18 protein-coding genes, 1 tRNA gene, 1 pseudogene and 1 riboswitch are annotated in these 15865 nt (G+C 70.5%); of the genes and pseudogenes, 8 read left to right on the forward strand and 12 right to left on the reverse strand.

Features of this window, described 5'->3' with window-relative positions:
- Nucleotides 1-4: 4 nt before the first annotated feature.
- On the forward strand, nt 5-643 hold the full coding sequence (locus ABZO31_RS12060) for an excalibur calcium-binding domain-containing protein (RefSeq protein WP_406861156.1): 639 nt from the start codon (nt 5-7) through the stop codon (nt 641-643).
- A 31-nt stretch (nt 644-674) separates the two neighbouring features.
- A complete protein-coding gene (locus ABZO31_RS12065; RefSeq protein WP_406861157.1) occupies nt 675-977 on the forward strand; it encodes a hypothetical protein in 303 nt (100 codons plus the stop codon).
- A 93-nt stretch (nt 978-1070) separates the two neighbouring features.
- Here ABZO31_RS12065 and ABZO31_RS12070 read toward each other — a convergent pair whose 3' ends face one another.
- The 4 genes from ABZO31_RS12070 to ABZO31_RS12085 form a co-directional block, all read right to left on the reverse strand.
- Entirely contained in the window at nt 1071-2378 is a 1308-nt protein-coding gene (locus ABZO31_RS12070) for a DUF445 domain-containing protein (protein ID WP_406861158.1), read from the reverse strand.
- A gap of 40 nt (nt 2379-2418) precedes the next feature.
- Complete coding sequence (locus ABZO31_RS12075; protein WP_406861159.1) at nt 2419-3453, reverse strand: ABC transporter ATP-binding protein; 1035 nt, start codon at nt 3451-3453, stop codon at nt 2419-2421.
- A 41-nt stretch (nt 3454-3494) separates the two neighbouring features.
- On the reverse strand, nt 3495-4277 hold the full coding sequence (locus ABZO31_RS12080; protein WP_406865326.1) for an ABC transporter permease: 783 nt from the start codon (nt 4275-4277) through the stop codon (nt 3495-3497).
- A 103-nt stretch (nt 4278-4380) separates the two neighbouring features.
- On the reverse strand, nt 4381-5124 hold the full coding sequence (locus ABZO31_RS12085; protein WP_406865327.1) for an ABC transporter permease: 744 nt from the start codon (nt 5122-5124) through the stop codon (nt 4381-4383).
- A 182-nt stretch (nt 5125-5306) separates the two neighbouring features.
- On the opposite strand from ABZO31_RS12085, the gene ABZO31_RS12090 reads away from it, so the two are divergent.
- Complete coding sequence (locus ABZO31_RS12090) at nt 5307-7607, forward strand: transglycosylase domain-containing protein (protein WP_406861160.1); 2301 nt, start codon at nt 5307-5309, stop codon at nt 7605-7607.
- Here the strand turns inward: ABZO31_RS12090 and ABZO31_RS12095 are convergent.
- From ABZO31_RS12095 to ABZO31_RS12105, 3 genes are all read right to left on the reverse strand, one after another.
- Nucleotides 7585-7905, reverse strand: coding sequence for a DMT family transporter (locus tag ABZO31_RS12095; RefSeq protein ID WP_406861161.1), 321 nt, complete (start codon nt 7903-7905; stop codon nt 7585-7587). The genes ABZO31_RS12090 and ABZO31_RS12095 overlap by 23 nt on opposite strands.
- A 36-nt stretch (nt 7906-7941) precedes the next feature.
- A riboswitch (guanidine-III (ykkC-III) riboswitch) is annotated at nt 7942-8008 on the reverse strand.
- 58 nt (nt 8009-8066) lie between these two features.
- Nucleotides 8067-8405 (reverse strand): GroES family chaperonin, encoded by a 339-nt coding sequence (locus tag ABZO31_RS12100; RefSeq protein ID WP_406861162.1) that lies wholly within the window; start codon nt 8403-8405, stop codon nt 8067-8069.
- A 36-nt stretch (nt 8406-8441) separates the two neighbouring features.
- On the reverse strand, nt 8442-8762 hold the full coding sequence (locus tag ABZO31_RS12105; protein WP_406861163.1) for a DUF3618 domain-containing protein: 321 nt from the start codon (nt 8760-8762) through the stop codon (nt 8442-8444).
- A gap of 122 nt (nt 8763-8884) precedes the next feature.
- On the opposite strand from ABZO31_RS12105, the gene bcp reads away from it, so the two are divergent.
- The 3 genes and pseudogenes from bcp to ABZO31_RS12120 all read left to right on the forward strand — a co-directional run bounded on the left by bcp (nt 8885) and on the right by ABZO31_RS12120 (nt 9659).
- Nucleotides 8885-9352 carry a thioredoxin-dependent thiol peroxidase gene (gene bcp, locus ABZO31_RS12110; protein WP_406861164.1) on the forward strand — a complete coding sequence of 156 codons (468 nt, stop codon included), beginning with the start codon at nt 8885-8887 and terminating at the stop codon, nt 9350-9352.
- Between the two features lie 89 nt (nt 9353-9441).
- A pseudogene (locus ABZO31_RS12115) lies at nt 9442-9564 on the forward strand (HNH endonuclease); the annotation flags it as partial.
- A 20-nt stretch (nt 9565-9584) separates the two neighbouring features.
- Nucleotides 9585-9659: transfer RNA gene (locus ABZO31_RS12120), tRNA-Leu, on the forward strand.
- A gap of 47 nt (nt 9660-9706) precedes the next feature.
- Here ABZO31_RS12120 and rdgB read toward each other — a convergent pair.
- From rdgB to ABZO31_RS12140, 4 genes are all read right to left on the reverse strand, one after another.
- Nucleotides 9707-10309, reverse strand: a complete 603-nt coding sequence (gene rdgB / locus ABZO31_RS12125; RefSeq protein WP_406861165.1) for an RdgB/HAM1 family non-canonical purine NTP pyrophosphatase — start codon at nt 10307-10309, stop codon at nt 9707-9709.
- A gap of 8 nt (nt 10310-10317) precedes the next feature.
- Nucleotides 10318-10710 carry a hypothetical protein gene (locus ABZO31_RS12130; RefSeq protein ID WP_406861166.1) on the reverse strand — a complete coding sequence of 131 codons (393 nt, stop codon included), beginning with the start codon at nt 10708-10710 and terminating at the stop codon, nt 10318-10320.
- 86 nt (nt 10711-10796) lie between these two features.
- Nucleotides 10797-11528 carry a ribonuclease PH gene (gene rph / locus ABZO31_RS12135; protein ID WP_406861167.1) on the reverse strand — a complete coding sequence of 244 codons (732 nt, stop codon included), beginning with the start codon at nt 11526-11528 and terminating at the stop codon, nt 10797-10799.
- A gap of 83 nt (nt 11529-11611) precedes the next feature.
- Nucleotides 11612-11845 (reverse strand): PTS glucose/sucrose transporter subunit IIB, encoded by a 234-nt coding sequence (locus tag ABZO31_RS12140; protein ID WP_351898403.1) that lies wholly within the window; start codon nt 11843-11845, stop codon nt 11612-11614.
- 194 nt (nt 11846-12039) lie between these two features.
- Here ABZO31_RS12140 and ABZO31_RS12145 point away from each other — a divergent pair, with 194 nt between their 5' ends.
- Both ABZO31_RS12145 and ABZO31_RS12150 read left to right on the forward strand, forming a co-directional pair.
- Nucleotides 12040-13341 (forward strand): PTS transporter subunit EIIC, encoded by a 1302-nt coding sequence (locus tag ABZO31_RS12145; RefSeq protein ID WP_406861168.1) that lies wholly within the window; start codon nt 12040-12042, stop codon nt 13339-13341.
- 307 nt (nt 13342-13648) lie between these two features.
- Nucleotides 13649-14914: a PTS transporter subunit EIIC gene (locus ABZO31_RS12150; RefSeq protein WP_406861169.1), complete on the forward strand. Its 1266-nt coding sequence runs from the start codon at nt 13649-13651 to the stop codon at nt 14912-14914.
- An 82-nt stretch (nt 14915-14996) separates the two neighbouring features.
- Here ABZO31_RS12150 and ABZO31_RS12155 read toward each other — a convergent pair whose 3' ends face one another.
- Complete coding sequence (locus tag ABZO31_RS12155; protein WP_406861170.1) at nt 14997-15749, reverse strand: MBL fold metallo-hydrolase; 753 nt, start codon at nt 15747-15749, stop codon at nt 14997-14999.
- Nucleotides 15750-15865: the final 116 nt, after the last annotated feature.

Consider the following 15865-nt stretch of genomic DNA (forward strand, 5'->3'; position numbering starts at 1 on the left):
GCTGGTGGACGACGTGGAGCCGGTCGAGGGGGGTACGGCGCTGAAGGTCGCGGTGTTGGCCAATGACACGGGCGTCAGGGGAGCCGAGACCGGTGTCTATCCGCTGCGGGAGGTGTTGGGGGCTGGGGAGTACCGGCTCAGTGTTGACGCCGCGCCGGCTCATGGGACGGCTGTCGTCGAGGGGGAGCTCGTCGTCTATACGCCGAGCGCCGGGTACAGCGGGACCGATGAGTTCGTGTACCGGGTGACTCCCTCCGACCCGGCTGTCGAGGGCGGTACCGCCGTTGTGCGGATCACTGTCGCCGCACCGACACCGACGCCCACTCCGACGCCGACCAAGGCTCCGCGCGTCTACTACCGGAACTGCGACGCCGCCCGGGCAGCCGGAGTCGCGCCGCTGTACCGGGGGGACGAGGGCTACGCGTCCCACCTCGACCGGGACGGCGACGGTACGGCGTGCGAGCCGTATCACGGGTCCTCCTCCGGCGGGTCCGCCTCCAGTGGCGGCGGGGGCGGGGGCGACAGTGCGTACTACGCCAACTGCGCCGCTGCTCGCGCCGCCGGAGCGGCCCCTGTGCGGCGGGGTGACCCCGGGTACGGGCGGCACCTCGACCGGGACGGGGACGGGGTCGCCTGCGAGTAGGGGTGGAGTGAGGGCGGGTTAGGGTCGGGCCATGGCTGCGAATCTTTCTCCTCTCCTCACCACCGTCGGGCTCGTCGGCGGTTACGCCGTTGCCCGTTACACCAAGAAGCGGCCCCTCGGGGGGCTCGTGCTCGGGGCTGCCGGGGTGGCGGCTGCTCGGGAGTGGCAGCGGGATCATGGGACGCCTGTCACCGCTGGGCTCGGCGTCGCCTACCTCGGGGCCTTCGGGGCGGCCCACCCCTTGGCGAAGAAGATCGGGGCCTGGCCTGCCGTGCTGTCCCTCGCCGGGGTCGTCGGGGTGGCCTCTGCCGTGGCGGCTCGAAGCGGGCGTTGACGGGCGGGTACTGAAGGGTGTTGAACGCCCCGGCCCTCACCGCCGTACTACCCAGCACCTCCCCTCACGTGCTGGGCGGCTGGGCCGGGGGGATCAGCCGCCCAGGGCGTGGCTCACGGTGTAGATGACCAGGCCGGCCAGCGCGCCGACGACCGTGCCGTTGATGCGGATGAACTGGAGGTCGCGGCCGATGTTGGCCTCGATCTTTCGCGACGTCTGGGTGGCGTCCCAGCTCGCCACCGTGTCGGTGATCAGGGACGTGATCTCGGCCCGGTACGTCGTCACCACGTACGCCGCCGCGTCCTCCAGCCAGCCCTCGACCTTGCCCTGCAGCCTGCCGTCCGTGACCAGGCGGCCGCCCAGGGAGATCAGTGAGGCGCGGGCACGGAGGCGGAGTTCGCTGCGGTCGTCCTCCGCGGCCGTCAGCATCATCGTGCGCACCGCCGACCACGCCGAGGCGATCACGTCCTGGACCTCCGGGCGCGCCAGAAGGTCCGACTTCATGCGCTCCACTCGCGCCCTCGTGTCCGTGTCGGCCTGGAGGTCCGCCGCGAAGTCCGTCAGGAAGCGGTCGATCGCGCCCCTCGCCGGGTGGCCGGGCATGTCGCGCATCTCCGTGACGAAGCGGAGGAGTTCCCGGTAGACGCGTTCGCCTACCTTCTTGTCGACGAAGCGCGGTGTCCAGCCCGGCGCTCCCCCTTGCACCGCGTCCATCACCGACGCCCCGTGCGTCACCAGCCAGTCGTGGGCCCTCGCGCAGATCAGGTCCACCGCCCTGTGGTGTGCGCCGTCCGCGACCACCTTCTCCAGCGTCTTCCCGATGCCGGGCGCGATCTCCGCCGCCTCCGCCCGCCTCGTGATCGCCTCGCCCACCACCGCCTGCACGTCCGAGTCCCGCAGCACCGTCAGCGCGCCCCGCAGGGCCGTCGACAGCTCCGCCGTCACCCGGTCCGCGTGGGCCGGGTCCGCCAGCCAGGCGCCCAGGCGGCCGGCGATGCCCAGGGCGCGCAATCTGTCGCGTACCACCTCCGGCGACAGGAAGTTCTCGCCCACGAACGCGCCGAGGCTCGCGCCCAGCTGGTCCTTCTTCGTCGGGATGATCGCCGTGTGCGGAATCGGCAGGCCCAGCGGGCGGCGGAACAGCGCCGTCACCGCGAACCAGTCCGCCAGCGCGCCCACCATCCCGGCCTCCGCCGCCGCCGCGACGTAACCGGTCCACGCGCCCCAGCCTTCGTTGCGGCCCCAGGTCGCCAGGGCGTACACGACCGCGACGAGCAGCAGCAGGCCCGTCGCCGTCGCCTTCATCCGGCGTACGCCGCGGCTCTTCTCCTCGTCCGCCGCCGTGTACGAGAAGGCCGCCAGTGGGCGGCGTGGTGGCGTGCCCAGAGACCCGTCGACCATCCCATTCACCCGTTCCCGTGCCGTTCCCGTACGAAAGTGCCTACATCAAGGACTTCTCGCCCGCCTCCTGAGTTCCCGAGCCACCCGTGTCGTACATTTTCGCGATCACCGCCTCGATGTCCGGTTCCCGCACCGACAGGTCCACCAACGGGTACCGCTCCGCCACCGCCGCGACCACCGGCGCCGCCGACGCCGAGGCCGGGAACGCCAGCCACTGCCGCGCGCCCTCCGCCCGTACGAAACGGGTGCCCGCCACCTCGATCGGCGGCAGCTCCCGCTCCAGGTCCACCACCAGCTGCCGCTCGCTGCCGCCCGCCTCGTGCAGGCCCGCGAGGCCGCCGTCGTACACCAGCCGGCCGTGGTCGATCACCATCACCCGGCCGCATAGCTGCTCGATGTCCGTCAGGTCGTGGGTGGTCAGCAGGATCGTCGTACCGCGCTCCGCGTTCAGCTCCCGCAGGAAGCCCCGCACCCGCGTCTTCGACACCACGTCGAGGCCGATCGTCGGCTCGTCCAGGTACAGCACCTCCGGGTCGTGCAGCAGCGCCGCGGCGATGTCGCCGCGCATCCGCTGTCCGAGTGACAGCTGCCGCACCGGTACGTCGAGCAGCCCGCCCAGGTCCAGGAGCTCCACGCAGCGCTCCAGGTTCTGGGCGAAACGGCCGTCCGGGATCCGGTACATCCGGTGCACCAGGCGGTACGAGTCGATCAGCGGCAGGTCCCACCACAGCGTCGTCCGCTGCCCGAACACCACCCCGATCCTCCGCGCCAGGCCCGACCGCTCGCGCGCCGGGTCGATGCCGGCGACCCTCAGCCGGCCGCCACTGGGAGTGAGGATGCCGGTCAGCATCTTGATCGTGGTCGACTTCCCGGCGCCGTTCGGGCCGATGTAGCCGACCACCTCGCCGCGCGCGACCCGGAAGCTGATGCCGTCCACCGCTCTGACCTCGCGCTTCTCCCGGCGCCACCGTGAGCCCTCCCCTCTGCGCCGCACCGCGAAGACCTTCTCCAGGGCTTCCACTTCGATCAGATCGGTCACGTCCCCCGGTTCCGTCACACTCCTCAGGTCGGTCATGTCCCCCGGTCCCGTCACTTTCCTCCGGTCGGTCACGTTCCTCAGCTCCCCGTACTCCGGTACGCCCTCAAGCCCCTCCGCCACGCCGCCCCCGCCACCACACAGCACCCCGCCGCCACCAGCGGCGACGCCGGTCCGGCCCACTCCGGCGCGCCCCCGGGGGCCGGGCGGCCCAGGACGTACAGGGCGGGCAGCCAGTTCACGAACGCCAGCGGGACCACGTACACCACGCCCCGCACCAGCTCCTTCGCGAAGATCGTCGGCGGGTAGCCGAGCAGCGTGTTGCCGCCGTACGTGAACGCGTTCGTGACCTCCGACGCGTCCTGCGCCCAGAACTGGAACGCCGCACCCAGCACCATCACCGCACCGAAGATCACCGCACCGGACACCACCATCACCGGCACCATGAGCACCTTCAGCACCGTCCAGTCCACCTCCGCGCCCACCAGCGCCAGGCCCCACACCAGGACGAACAGGCCCTGCAGCACCCGCCCGAGCCGGCGCAGCGCGAACCGGTCCGCCGCGAGCTGGGCCAGCACCGGCGCGGGTCGCACCAGGAGCGTGTCGAGCGTGCCGTCCCGCACCCGGGTGCCCATCCGCTGCAGCGAGCCCATCGCCAGGTCCGCCAGGCCGAAGGCGGTACCGGCCGTGCCGTACAGGAACGCCACCTCGCCGAACGAGTAGCCGCCGAGGCCCTCCACCTGACCGAACATCAGCAGGATGACGACGAAGTCGAAGAAGGTCACCGCGAACGAGGCGCACAGGGTCATCGCGAAGGACGAGCGGTACGTCATCGTGGAGCGGATCCACATGCCCGCGATCATCCGATAGGTGCGCAACGACTCCACGGCCGTCCGGTGCGGCCGCGGCGAGTCCACGACCACCGGGTACGTCCGTACCGCCTCACGGCCCCCACCCGCCGAGCGCTCAGCCACCCTGCACCACCACCTTCCGCGTCGCCGCCGTCTGCACCAGCCGGCCCGCCGCGAGCAGCACCACCGCCCAGCCCACCTGGAAGCCGTACGCCCGCAGCAGTTCCCAGCCGCGGTACTTCTCCAGGTACACGTCCGCCGGGACCTGCAGCAGCGAGGCCCACGGCAGGACCTGCGCCACCGCGCCGAGCGCCCCGGGGAAGACCGTCAGCGGCAGCAGCATCCCCGAGAAGAACAGGCCCGACAGCCACGCCACCTGCGCCACGCCCGTGCCGTCCATCAGCCAGAACGCGCTCAGCGCCACCAGGTACCAGAGCGCGAAGCTCACGGTCGCGCCGAGCGCCACCGAGACCAGGAACGCCGGCCAGGTCACCGCCCGTTCGGGCAGCGCGAAGTCGAAGGCCAGCGCGCCGACCGCCATCGGGACCAGCCCGCGGGCCAGGAACTGGTACGCGGCGCGGCCCAGGTTGGCCGCGTACCACCAGCCCTGGAGGTCGACCGGCCGGTACAGGTCGACGGCGATGTCCCCGCTCCTGATCCGCTCGATCAGCTCGTCCTCGAAGCCGCCGCCCATCAGACCGCAGACGGTGATCAGCCCCTGGCCGATCCACACATAGGCGAGCGCGTCCGCCATGTCGTACCCGCCGAGGTGCGGGCGCTCGTGCCACAGGGCCATATAGGTGTACGCCAGGATGAAGCCGAAGACGGTGTTGGTGAACAGTCCCGCGAACGTGGCCATCCGGTACGTGGCATGGCGTCGGAACCCACCTGCGGCCACCAGCGCATATAACCGGAGCACAGCCCGCCCCTCCTTCCGCTTCCGCGCCAAAGCGCCCGACCTTAGCTGCCCCGGAGTGGCACCGCGAGAGGTTTTCGGGCCAGATAAGAGGCTTTTGTCTGATTCACAGGCAGTATGTGCGCATGCGCGACGAGTCACAGCAGCCCGGCTGGGAGCCACGGGACCCGACAGTGCGTCCCCCCGCCGTCACCCCCGCCCCTCCCCCCGAGCCACGGCGCCGGCGCCGACGCCTCCGCCGCGTCCTCCACGCCTGCCTGTTCGCCGCGCTGCTGCTGCTCGGCGGCTTCGCCGCCGGCTACCTGCTCGTCGACATCCCGGCCGCCAACGCCACCGCCACCGCACAGACCAACGTCTACCTGTACGCGGACGGAAGCCAGCTCGCCCGCGACGGCGAGGTCAACCGCGAGAACGTCCGCCTCGACCGCATCCCGCCCGCCCTGCGGCACGCCGTCCTGGCCGCCGAGGACCGCGACTTCCACTCCGAACGCGCCGTCGACCCCCAGGCCATGATCCGCGCCGCCTGGAACACCCTCACCGGCAAAGGCGCCCAGTCCGGCTCCACGATCACCCAGCAGTACGTCAAGAACTACTACCTCGGCCAGGAACGGACCATCACCCGCAAGGTGAAGGAGTTCTTCATCGCGATCAAGCTCACCCGCGAGAAGACCAAGGACGAGATCCTCGAGGGATACCTCAACACCAGCTTCTTCGGCCGCAACGCGTACGGCGTACAGGCCGCCGCCCGCGCCTACTACGGCCAGGACGTCGAGACCCTCGACACCGCGCAGAGCGCCTACCTCGCCACCCTGCTCAACGCCCCCAGCGCGTACGACGTCGCCGCCCGCCCCGAGAACCGCGCGAAGGCCGTCGCCCGCTGGCACTACGTACTCGACGGCATGGTCGACGAACGGTGGCTCAGCCGCGCCGAGCGCGCCGGCATGCGCTTCCCCGCCCCGCACGAGGCCCGGCCCGCGAACGGCCTCTCCGGACAACGCGGTTACCTCGTCCAGGCCGTCGAGGACTACCTGACCGGCCACGGCATCCTCGACGAGAACACCCTCGCCGCCGGCGGCTACCGCATCACCACCACCCTGGAACGCGACAAGCAGGACGCACTGGTCCGCGCCGTCGACGACCAGGTCAACTCCCGCCTCGACCGCGACGGCAACCCCGTCGACCGCAACGTCCGCGTCGGCGCCGTCGCCGTGGTCCCCGGAACCGGCCGCGTCGTGGCGATGTACGGCGGCATCGACTACACCCAGCAGTACGTCAACAACGCCACCCGCCGCGACTACCAGGTCGGTTCGACGTTCAAGCCGATCGTGTTCGCCGCCGCCGTGGAACACGGCGCGCAGACCCAGGACGGCCGGCCCATCACCCCGCACGCCTACTACGACGGCAGCGACCGCCGCCCCGTCGAGGGCTGGAGCGGCGCGCCCTACGCCCCCGAGAACGAGGGCGGCGGCTCGTACGGACCCATCAGCGTCCGCGAGGCCACCGACAAGTCCGTCAACTCGGTGTACGCGCAGATGGCCGTGGACGTCGGCCCCGCGAAGGTCCGCAAGACCGCGGTCGCGCTCGGCCTCCCCGCGAACACCCCCGACCTGACCGCCTCCCCGTCCATCGCGCTCGGCCCCGCGACCGCGAGCGTCCTCGACATGGCCGAGGCGTACGCGACCCTCGCCAACCACGGCGAACACGGCACATACACCCTGGTCGCCTCGATCACCAAGGACGGCCAGGACCTCGGACTCCCCGCCTCCCCGCGCCGCCGGGCCGTCTCCCGCGAGGCCGCCGACACCACGACCGCCGTCCTGCGCGGGGTCGTCGAGGGCGGCACCGGCACCGCCGCGCTGGCCGCCGGACGTCCGGCGGCGGGCAAGACGGGGACGGCGGAGGAGGACAAGGCGGCCTGGTTCGCCGGCTACACCCCCGACCTCGCCACCGTGGTGGCGATGATGGGTCAGGACCCGGACACGGCCGCACAGAAGAGCCTGTACGGGGCGCTGGGTCAGCCGCGGATCTTCGGCGGCGGCGCACCCGCCGAGATCTGGGCGCAGTTCACCCGCGAGGCCCTGGCGGACACGGAGCCACGGGACTTCGAGCTGCGGACCGCCCCGGGCATGGAGGACCTGGGGCCGGTCCTGGACGGCGCACAGGACCCCTTCGCCGCCGGCACGGGCCCGGGCACGGCTCCCGGTACGGGCGAGGGGGCGCCGGACGGCCCGCAGCGGCAGGAGCTGCTCGGCCCGCAGCCGCCGACGCCGCCCGGCAACGGCGGCCGGCCCCACCGGGAGCCCACCGCACCACGCCGGGACCAGCCGCCGCCCACACCGGCGCCCCCGCCGGCCCCCGCGACGGGCCGGACCGAAGCGGTGGCCCCTCAGCCGCCCACACCCCCTAGTGCCCCGACGTCGCCTTGAGGCCGACCACGGCCACGAGCAGCAGACAGACGAAGAAGATCCGGGCGGCGGTGGCCGGCTCACCGAGCACGGCCATGCCGAACACCGCCGCACCGGCCGCGCCGATGCCGACCCACACGCCGTAGGCGGTACCGATGGGCAGGGTCTTGGCGGCCTGCGAGAGCAGCAGCATGGAGGCGACGATGCCGGCGGCGGTGAACACGCTCGGCCAGAGACGGGTGAACCCGTCGGTGTACTTCATACCGACGGACCAGCCGACCTCGAGAAGACCGGCAACGACGAGAAGAACCCAGGCCATGACGACGACATACCTTCCGGGAGACGGATCGGGATCGGTGCGTCGTCTTTGCAGGAAACCCGGTACGGCGCGTCTCGTCGGGATGTCCCCACAGTAGCAAGCAAAGGCGAAAGGGCCTGGTGACCATGGTCACCAGGCCCTCGGACAGGAACTCCGGACCCTTACAGGTACAGCCCGGTCGAGTCCTTCGTCCCCTCGAACCGGTCCGCCGCGACCGCGTGCAGGTCCCGCTCGCGCATCAGCACGTACGCGATGCCCCGCACCTCGACCTCGGCACGGTCCTCCGGGTCGTACAGCACCCGGTCCCCGGTCTCCACGGTCCGCACGTTCTGGCCGACCGCGACGACCTCCGCCCAGGCCAGCCGGCGGCCGACCGCGGCCGTCGCCGGGATGAGGATGCCGCCGCCGGAACGCCGCTCCCCCTCAGGGGTGTCGGTCCGGACCAGCACCCGGTCGTGGAGCATCCGGATGGGCAGCTTGTCGTGGGTGTTCTCGCTCACGCGACGAACCTACACGCCTGGCGCGACATGCTCCGGTCAGCCCTTGCCCTTGCGCGAGGAGAGCGCCAGCAGCCCGACGACACCGACGACGGCGAGCGCCACCGGCACCACACGCTCCAGGCGCGGGCTGCCGTCCTCGTGGGTGAACCGTGCCTTCACGTCGTCCGCGCAACGCTGCACCGCCGCGAACGCCCGGCCCGCGGTCTGGTCGACCGAGGAGGCGACCTTCGCCTTGGCGTCCCCGATGATCGTCTTCGGATGCACCCGAATGCCGATCTCGTCGAGAGTGACGGCGAGCTGCTCGCGCCGGCGGACGATGTCCGCCTCGATCTGCGCAGGGGTCCTGGCGTCCGACACCGCGCTGCCTCCGTAGTCGTAATCGGTCGTTGACGGACAGTCTCTCAGCTTCGCCGCCGATTGGTCGCGGCAGACCCCCATTAGGCTCGGGTGGCGTACGCGTACACCCCCTGAGGAGAGCCATGAGCGAGCGACTGCAGCCCGGCGACACCGCCCCCGACTTCACCCTGCCCGACGCGGACGGCAACGAGATCTCGCTCGCGGACCACAAGGGCCGCAAGGTCATCGTCTACTTCTACCCGGCGGCGCTCACCCCGGGTTGCACCAAGCAGGCGTGCGACTTCACCGACAACCTCGACGTCCTGGCGGGCGCCGGCTACGACGTGATCGGCGTGTCGCCGGACAAGCCGGAGAAGCTGGCGAAGTTCCGCGAGAAGGAGCACCTGAAGGTCACGCTGGTCGCCGACCCGGACAAGAAGGTCCTGGAGGCGTACGGCGCGTACGGCGAGAAGAAGCTGTACGGCAAGGTCGTGACCGGCGTCATCCGCTCGACTGTGGTCGTCGACGAGGACGGCAAGGTCGAGCGCGCCCTGTACAACGTGAAGGCGACCGGCCACGTAGCGAAGATCATCAAGGACCTGGGCATCTGACGCCGGGCCCGGCAGGGATCCGGCCCGCACCGTTTCATCGAGTCCCTCGATACGGTGCGGGCCGCTCCGCATTCCGGACGCGGCGCGGCGTGACGCTGGAGGTCGATCACGTCGACGGGGACTGGCGCGACGATCGCCGTGAGAACCTGCGGCTGCTGTGCCCCAACTGCCATGCGATCACCAGCACCTGGTGTCGGGGAGGGAAACATCGGGCCGGTAGGGTAGAGGTGACGGGCCCGTATCCCAGCTGGCCAGAGGACGCCGGTTTAGGTCCGGTGTGTCGTGGGTTCGAGTCCCACCGGGCCCACGTCCAGGGCGCGGCAGCCGTGAGGTGCCGCGCCCTTCGCCGTACCCTCAGCCCACCAGCTCCCGCACCACCGGCACCAGCGCCCGGAACGCCTTGCCCCGGTGGCTGATCGCGTTCTTCTCCTCGGGCGTCAGCTGGGCGCAGGTCACGTCGTGGCCCTCCGGCTGGAGGATGGGGTCGTAGCCGAAGCCGTTCGTGCCGACGGGCTCGTGGCGGAGGATGCCCGTCAGGCGGCCCTCGACCACCCGCTCCGTGCCGTCCGGGAGGGCCAGGGCCGCCGCGCAGGCGAAGTGGGCGCCGCGGTGGGCCTCGTCGATGTCGGCGAGCTGGGCCAGCAGCAGCGTCAGGTTGGCCTTGTCGTCGCCGTGCTTGCCGGCCCAGCGGGCGGAGAAGATGCCGGGGGCGCCGTTCAGGACGTCGACGCAGAGGCCGGAGTCGTCGGCGACGGCGGGCAGGCCGGTGGCCCGGGCGAGGGCGTGGGCCTTGAGGAGGGCGTTCTCGGCGAAGGTGACGCCGGTTTCCTTGACGTCGGGGATCTCGGGGTACGCGTCCGCGCCGACGAGTTCGTGGTCGAGCCCGGCGTCGGCGAGGATCGCGTGGAGTTCCTTGATCTTGCCCGCGTTGCGGGTGGCGAGGATGAGTCGGGTCATGCCCCCGATTATCCGGGGGTGCAGACCTTGGCGATCTCGCCGGCCGCGTCGGTGACGGGCTTGATGTCCGGGGTGGTGTCGCCGTTCTTGACCGCGGTGCGGACGGATTCGACGCCCTTGCTCAGGTCGTCGATCGCCTTGGACAGGTCCGCGTTCCCCGTCGTCTTCTCGAGGTTGCCGAGTTCGGTGTCGATGGCGTTCAGCGACTCCTCGATCTGGGTGACGTCGTTCGAGGCGTTGCTGACGGCCTGCTGGAGGTTGTTCACCGAGGTGGCGATCGCGTCGGCCGTCTTGACGCAGTCGAGCGCCGTGTCGAGGGCTCCGCAGCCGGTGAGGGCGGTCGTCGTCAGTACGGCTGCCGTGGCGACGGCGAGGGTTATGGAGCGGCGGCTGCGCTTCACGGTCGGGTCCTCCCCTGTACGTACGCGTGTGGACGGGGCGCACGGTTCGACCCGTGCGCCCGTATCAGTGAAGACGCCTTCGCGTTCTACAGAGTTCCTTCGAGGGCTTTGCGCTGGATCTCGGCGAGTTCGGCGCAGCCGCCGGAGGCGAGGTCGAGGAGGGCGTTGAGTTCCTTGCGGTCGAAGGGCTCGGCTTCGGCGGTGCCCTGGACCTCGACGAAGCGGCCGTCGCCGGTGCAGACGACGTTCATGTCGGTCTCGGCCTTCACGTCCTCCTCGTAGCAGAGGTCGAGGAGGGGTTCGCCGTTGACGATGCCGACGGAGACGGCGGCGACGGTGCCCGTCAGGGGCTTGCGGCCGGCGCGGATGAGCTTCTTGCCCCGTGCCCAGCCGATGGCGTCGGCGAGGGCGACGTACGCGCCGGTGATGGCGGCGGTGCGGGTGCCGCCGTCGGCCTGGAGGACGTCGCAGTCGAGGACGATGGTGTTCTCGCCGAGGGCCTTGTAGTCGATGACGGCGCGCAGGGAGCGGCCGATGAGCCGGGAGATCTCGTGGGTGCGGCCGCCGATCTTGCCGCGGACGGATTCGCGGTCGCCGCGGGTGTTGGTGGAGCGGGGGAGCATCGAGTACTCGGCGGTCACCCAGCCTTCGCCGCTGCCTTTGCGCCAGCGGGGGACGCCTTCGGTGACGGAGGCGGTGCAGAAGACTTTGGTGTCGCCGAAGGAGACGAGGACGGAGCCCTCGGCGTGCTTGCTCCAGCCGCGTTCGATGGTGACCGGGCGGAGCTGTTCGGGCGTGCGGCCGTCGATTCGAGACATGCCCCGAGCCTAGCCCCCATGGCGAAGGGCCCGTTCCCCTGCCGGAACGGGCCCTCGTCGATGCGGTCAACCGAGCAGGTCGCTCACATCATGTCTTCGATGTCTGCGGCGATCGGGTCGGCGTCGGTGCCGATGACGACCTGGATGGCGGTGCCCATCTTGACGACGCCGTGGGCGCCGGCGGCCTTCAGGGCGGCCTCGTCGACGAGGGACGGGTCCACGACCTCGGTGCGGAGGCGGGTGATGCAGCCTTCGACCTCTTCGATGTTGTCGATGCCGCCGAGCCCGGCGACGATCTTCTCAGCCTTGCTGGCCATGTGTCTCTCCCTGTCCGTTCTGCGCACCGGTGGTCCGCTTTGTCACGGTAACCCACGGTTGGCCCAACTGTGCGAGCGGGTGCCGCCGTTCTGCCGAATGATGACGATCACCGGAAGCCTGTCCCGGCGGGCGATCGGGAGCCTACCGCAACTGGTCTACACCAGTTTTCCAGGGAGGAACAGGGAGGACGCCGATGAGCAGCGAGAGCGCCGCCGCGCCGCCGAGGAAGTCCAGGGGCAGCGCGCTGTTCCAGGGCCTGCAGAAGATGGGCCGCAGCCTGCAGCTGCCCATCGCCGTGCTCCCTGCCGCCGGCATCATCAACCGGCTCGGCCAGCCGGACGTGTTCGGCGTGGACGGGCTGGGCTGGGACAACGTCGCGAAGGTGATGGCGGGCGCGGGCGGCGCCCTGCTCGACGGCAGTCTCGGTCTGCCGCTGCTGTTCTGCATCGGTGTCGCGATCGGCATGGCGAAGAAGGCGGACGGCTCGACGGCGCTCGCCGCGACGGTGGGCTTCCTCGTCTACTACAACGTGCTGCGCCAGTTCCCCGAGGACTGCCCGCAGGGCACGGTGGACGTCAACGGCGGCTGCCTGGCGCCCGAGCAGGTGTTCAGCGGCTACACGTACCAGAATCCCGGTGTCTTCGGCGGCATCATCATCGGCCTGCTCTCGGCCTGGTTCTGGCAGCGCTACCACCGCAAGAAGCTCGTCGACTGGCTGGGCTTCTTCAACGGCCGCCGGCTCGTGCCGATCATCATGACGTTCGTGGCGATCGTGTTCGCGTCCCTGTGCGTGTGGGTCTGGCCGCCGATCGGCGACGGGCTGGAGAACTTCAGCGACTGGCTGGTGGGTCTCGGGGCCTGGGGTTCGGGCATCTTCGGCGTGGCGAACCGGGCGCTGCTGGTCATCGGCCTGCACCAGTTCCTGAACGTGCCGATCTGGTTCCAGTTCGGCACGTTCGAGAAGCCGGACGGCACGGTCGTCCACGGTGACATCCCGATGTTCCTCGCGGGCGACCCCGAGGCCGGCCAGTTCCTGACGGGCTTCTTCCCGATCATGATGTTCGCGCTGCCGGCGGCGGCCCTCGCGATCACCCACTGTGCGCGGCCGCACCGCCGCAAGCAGGTCGGCGGCATGATGCTGTCGGTCGCGCTGACCTCGTTCGTCACCGGCATCACCGAGCCGATCGAGTACTCGTTCCTCTTCATCGCCCCGGTCCTGTACGCGATCCACGCGGTGCTGACGGGTGTGTCGATGGCGGTGACCTGGGCGCTGGGCGTCAAGGACGGCTTCAGCTTCTCGGCGGGTCTGATCGACTACGTCATCAACTGGAACCTGGCGACGAAGCCGTGGCTGATCATCCCGATCGGACTGGGCTTCGCGCTCGTGTACTACGTGATCTTCCGGTTCGCGATCACCAGGTTCGACCTCCCCACCCCGGGTCGCGAGCCCGAGGAGGTGGAGGAGGAGATGGACCGGGACGCGACGAAGGCATAGCCCGCCGAGGGCCGTTCCGCCGCCTTCCGCCCGTCTTCGCCCGCCCTTCCGTCAGCTTTCCGAAGGCTTCCTTCACAACGCCGCAGGGCCCCCGGACCACCCGGTCCGGGGGCCCTGCGTCGTACCCGTACGTCACCGCGCGGGCACACAGAATTCGCAGGTTCCTTATCTAAGTCTCACGTGCTAAAACTGGTCTACACCTCTCAATGGTGTAGACCACGCGGTCCAGTCCACCGCGTTCCACGAGACGCCGCCGTCACCCCCTTTCACTGTCCTCTGGCGGCGCCTTGCCTACTGGAGGAAGTTGATGAGTACGGCTACCGCCCAGGCCGCCGCTCCCGCCAAGAAGCGGGGTTCCGGTCTGTTCCAGGGCCTGCAGAAGGTCGGTCGCAGCCTGCAGCTGCCGATCGCCGTGCTGCCGGCCGCGGGTATTCTGCTCCGCCTCGGCCAGCCCGACGTGTTCGGCAAGGACGGCCTCGGCTGGGACAAGGTCGCCTCCGTGTTCGCCACGGCGGGCGGCGCTGTCTTCGACAACCTGCCCCTGCTGTTCTGCATCGGCGTGGCCATCGGCTTCGCCAAGAAGGCGGACGGCTCCACGGCGCTCGCCGCCCTGGTGGGCTTCCTGGTCTACAGCAACGTGCTGAAGGCCTTCCCCGTCACCGAGGCCGTGGTCAACACGACCGCCAACAAGGGTGTCGACGTCGCCGCGACGTACAACAACCCGGGCGTCCTCGGCGGCATCCTCATGGGTCTCATCTCCGCGGTGATCTGGCAGAAGTACCACCGCACCAAGCTCGTCGACTGGCTGGGCTTCTTCAACGGCCGCCGGCTCGTCCCGATCATCATGGCCTTCGTCGGCACCCTGGTCGGCGTGCTGTTCGGCCTGCTGTGGGAGCCGATCGGCGAGGGCATCTCCGCCTTCGGCGAGTGGATGACGGGTCTCGGCGCCGCCGGCGCGGGCCTGTTCGGTCTGATCAACCGCGCGCTGATCCCGGTCGGCATGCACCAGTTCGTGAACACCGTCTCCTGGTTCCAGATCGGCGACTTCACCAACGCCGCCGGCGAGGTCGTGCACGGCGACCTGAACCGCTTCTTCGCCGGTGACCCGAGCGCCGGACTCTTCATGTCGGGCTTCTTCCCGATCATGATGTTCGGCCTGCCGGCCGCCGCGCTCGCCATCGCGCACTCCGCCCGTCCCGAGCGCCGCAAGGCCGTGATGGGCATGATGCTCTCGCTCGCCCTGACCTCGTTCGTCACCGGCATCACCGAGCCGATCGAGTTCACCTTCATGTTCATCGCGCCGCTGCTGTACGCGATCCACGCCGTGCTCACGGCGGTCTCGATGGCCGTCACCTGGGCGTTCGGCGTGCACGCCGGCTTCACCTTCTCGGCCGGTGCGATCGACTACCTGCTGAACTGGAACCTCGCCACCAAGCCCTGGATGATCATCCCGATCGGCCTGGTCTTCGCGGCGGTGTACTACGCGGTCTTCCGGTTCGCGATCACCAAGTTCAACCTCCCCACCCCGGGCCGCGAGCCCGAGGAGGAGCTCGAGGACCTCACCAAGGCGTGAGCCCGTACGACCCCAAGGCGAAGGCCCCGGAACCCTCTGGTTCCGGGGCCTTCCCCGTACGCGCCTCCGTGTACGCGCGTCCTCAGATCTCGTACACCGCGCCCGCCCGGGCCAGTTCCACCGGGCCGTCGTACACCGCGCGCGCGTCCTCGAGGTTCTGCTCGCCGTCCGTCCACGGCGGGATGTGCGTCAGCACCATCCGTCCCACGCCCGCGCGGGCCGCGGAGACGCCCGCCTCCCGGCCGTTGAGGTGCAGGTCCGGGATGTCCTCCTTGCCGTGCGTGAACGACGCCTCGCACAGGTAGAGGTCGGCCCCGGCGGCCAGGTCGTCCAGCGACGCGCAGACGCCGGTGTCGCCCGAGTACGTCAGCGTCCTCCCGCCGTGCTCCACCCGGATGCCGTACGCCTCCACCGGATGGCAGACCCGCTCGGTGCGCACCTGGAACGGGCCGATGTCGAAGGCGGCGGACTTCAGCGTGCGGAAGTCGAAGACCTCGCTCATCGCGCCGGAGGTCGGGATGTCGGCGTACGCCGTGGTCAGCCGCTGCTCCGCGCCCTCGGGGGCGTACACCGGGATCGCGTCGCAGCGGCCGCCGTCGTGGCGGTAGTAGCGCGCGACGAAGTACACGCACATGTCGATGCAGTGATCCGCGTGGAGATGGCTGAGGAAGATCGCGTCGAGGTCGTACAGACCGATGTGGCGCTGCAGCTCGCCGAGGGCGCCGTTGCCCATGTCGAGGAGCAGCCGGAAGCCGTCGGCCTCGACGAGGTAGCTCGAGCAGGCCGATTCCGCGGACGGGAACGACCCTGAGCAGCCGACGACGGTGAGCTTCATGAAGCGGGAACCTCCGTGGACGGGCGTCCGGGGACGGGAGCGGGGATGTCGCTGAGGGGGAGGTCGTGCGGTCCGTCGAGCGTACGGCGCGGTGGCCTCCGCCGCTCCTCCGCAGT

Origin of the sequence: Streptomyces solicamelliae, assembly GCF_045348655.1 — a bacterium.
Classification (GTDB): domain Bacteria; phylum Actinomycetota; class Actinomycetes; order Streptomycetales; family Streptomycetaceae; genus Streptomyces; species Streptomyces solicamelliae.

What these genes read in the sequence shown, in the direction of transcription:
- rph (WP_406861167.1), bottom strand. Translation starts at nt 11,528, where the DNA reads ATGTCTCGAATCGACGGCCGCACGCCCGAACAGCTCCGCCCGGTCACC.
- rdgB (WP_406861165.1), bottom strand. Translation starts at nt 10,309, where the DNA reads ATGACCCGACTCATCCTCGCCACCCGCAACGCGGGCAAGATCAAGGAA.
- ABZO31_RS12085 (WP_406865327.1), bottom strand. Translation starts at nt 5,124, where the DNA reads ATGGCCACGTTCGCGGGACTGTTCACCAACACCGTCTTCGGCTTCATC.
- ABZO31_RS12140 (WP_351898403.1), bottom strand. Translation starts at nt 11,845, where the DNA reads ATGGCCAGCAAGGCTGAGAAGATCGTCGCCGGGCTCGGCGGCATCGAC.
- ABZO31_RS12095 (WP_406861161.1), bottom strand. Translation starts at nt 7,905, where the DNA reads ATGGCCTGGGTTCTTCTCGTCGTTGCCGGTCTTCTCGAGGTCGGCTGG.
- bcp (WP_406861164.1), top strand. Translation starts at nt 8,885, where the DNA reads ATGAGCGAGCGACTGCAGCCCGGCGACACCGCCCCCGACTTCACCCTG.
- ABZO31_RS12145 (WP_406861168.1), top strand. Translation starts at nt 12,040, where the DNA reads ATGAGCAGCGAGAGCGCCGCCGCGCCGCCGAGGAAGTCCAGGGGCAGC.
- ABZO31_RS12075 (WP_406861159.1), bottom strand. Translation starts at nt 3,453, where the DNA reads ATGACCGACCTGAGGAGTGTGACGGAACCGGGGGACGTGACCGATCTG.
- ABZO31_RS12070 (WP_406861158.1), bottom strand. Translation starts at nt 2,378, where the DNA reads ATGGTCGACGGGTCTCTGGGCACGCCACCACGCCGCCCACTGGCGGCC.
- ABZO31_RS12155 (WP_406861170.1), bottom strand. Translation starts at nt 15,749, where the DNA reads ATGAAGCTCACCGTCGTCGGCTGCTCAGGGTCGTTCCCGTCCGCGGAA.
- ABZO31_RS12080 (WP_406865326.1), bottom strand. Translation starts at nt 4,277, where the DNA reads ATGATCGCGGGCATGTGGATCCGCTCCACGATGACGTACCGCTCGTCC.
- ABZO31_RS12090 (WP_406861160.1), top strand. Translation starts at nt 5,307, where the DNA reads ATGCGCGACGAGTCACAGCAGCCCGGCTGGGAGCCACGGGACCCGACA.
- ABZO31_RS12065 (WP_406861157.1), top strand. Translation starts at nt 675, where the DNA reads ATGGCTGCGAATCTTTCTCCTCTCCTCACCACCGTCGGGCTCGTCGGC.
- ABZO31_RS12150 (WP_406861169.1), top strand. Translation starts at nt 13,649, where the DNA reads ATGAGTACGGCTACCGCCCAGGCCGCCGCTCCCGCCAAGAAGCGGGGT.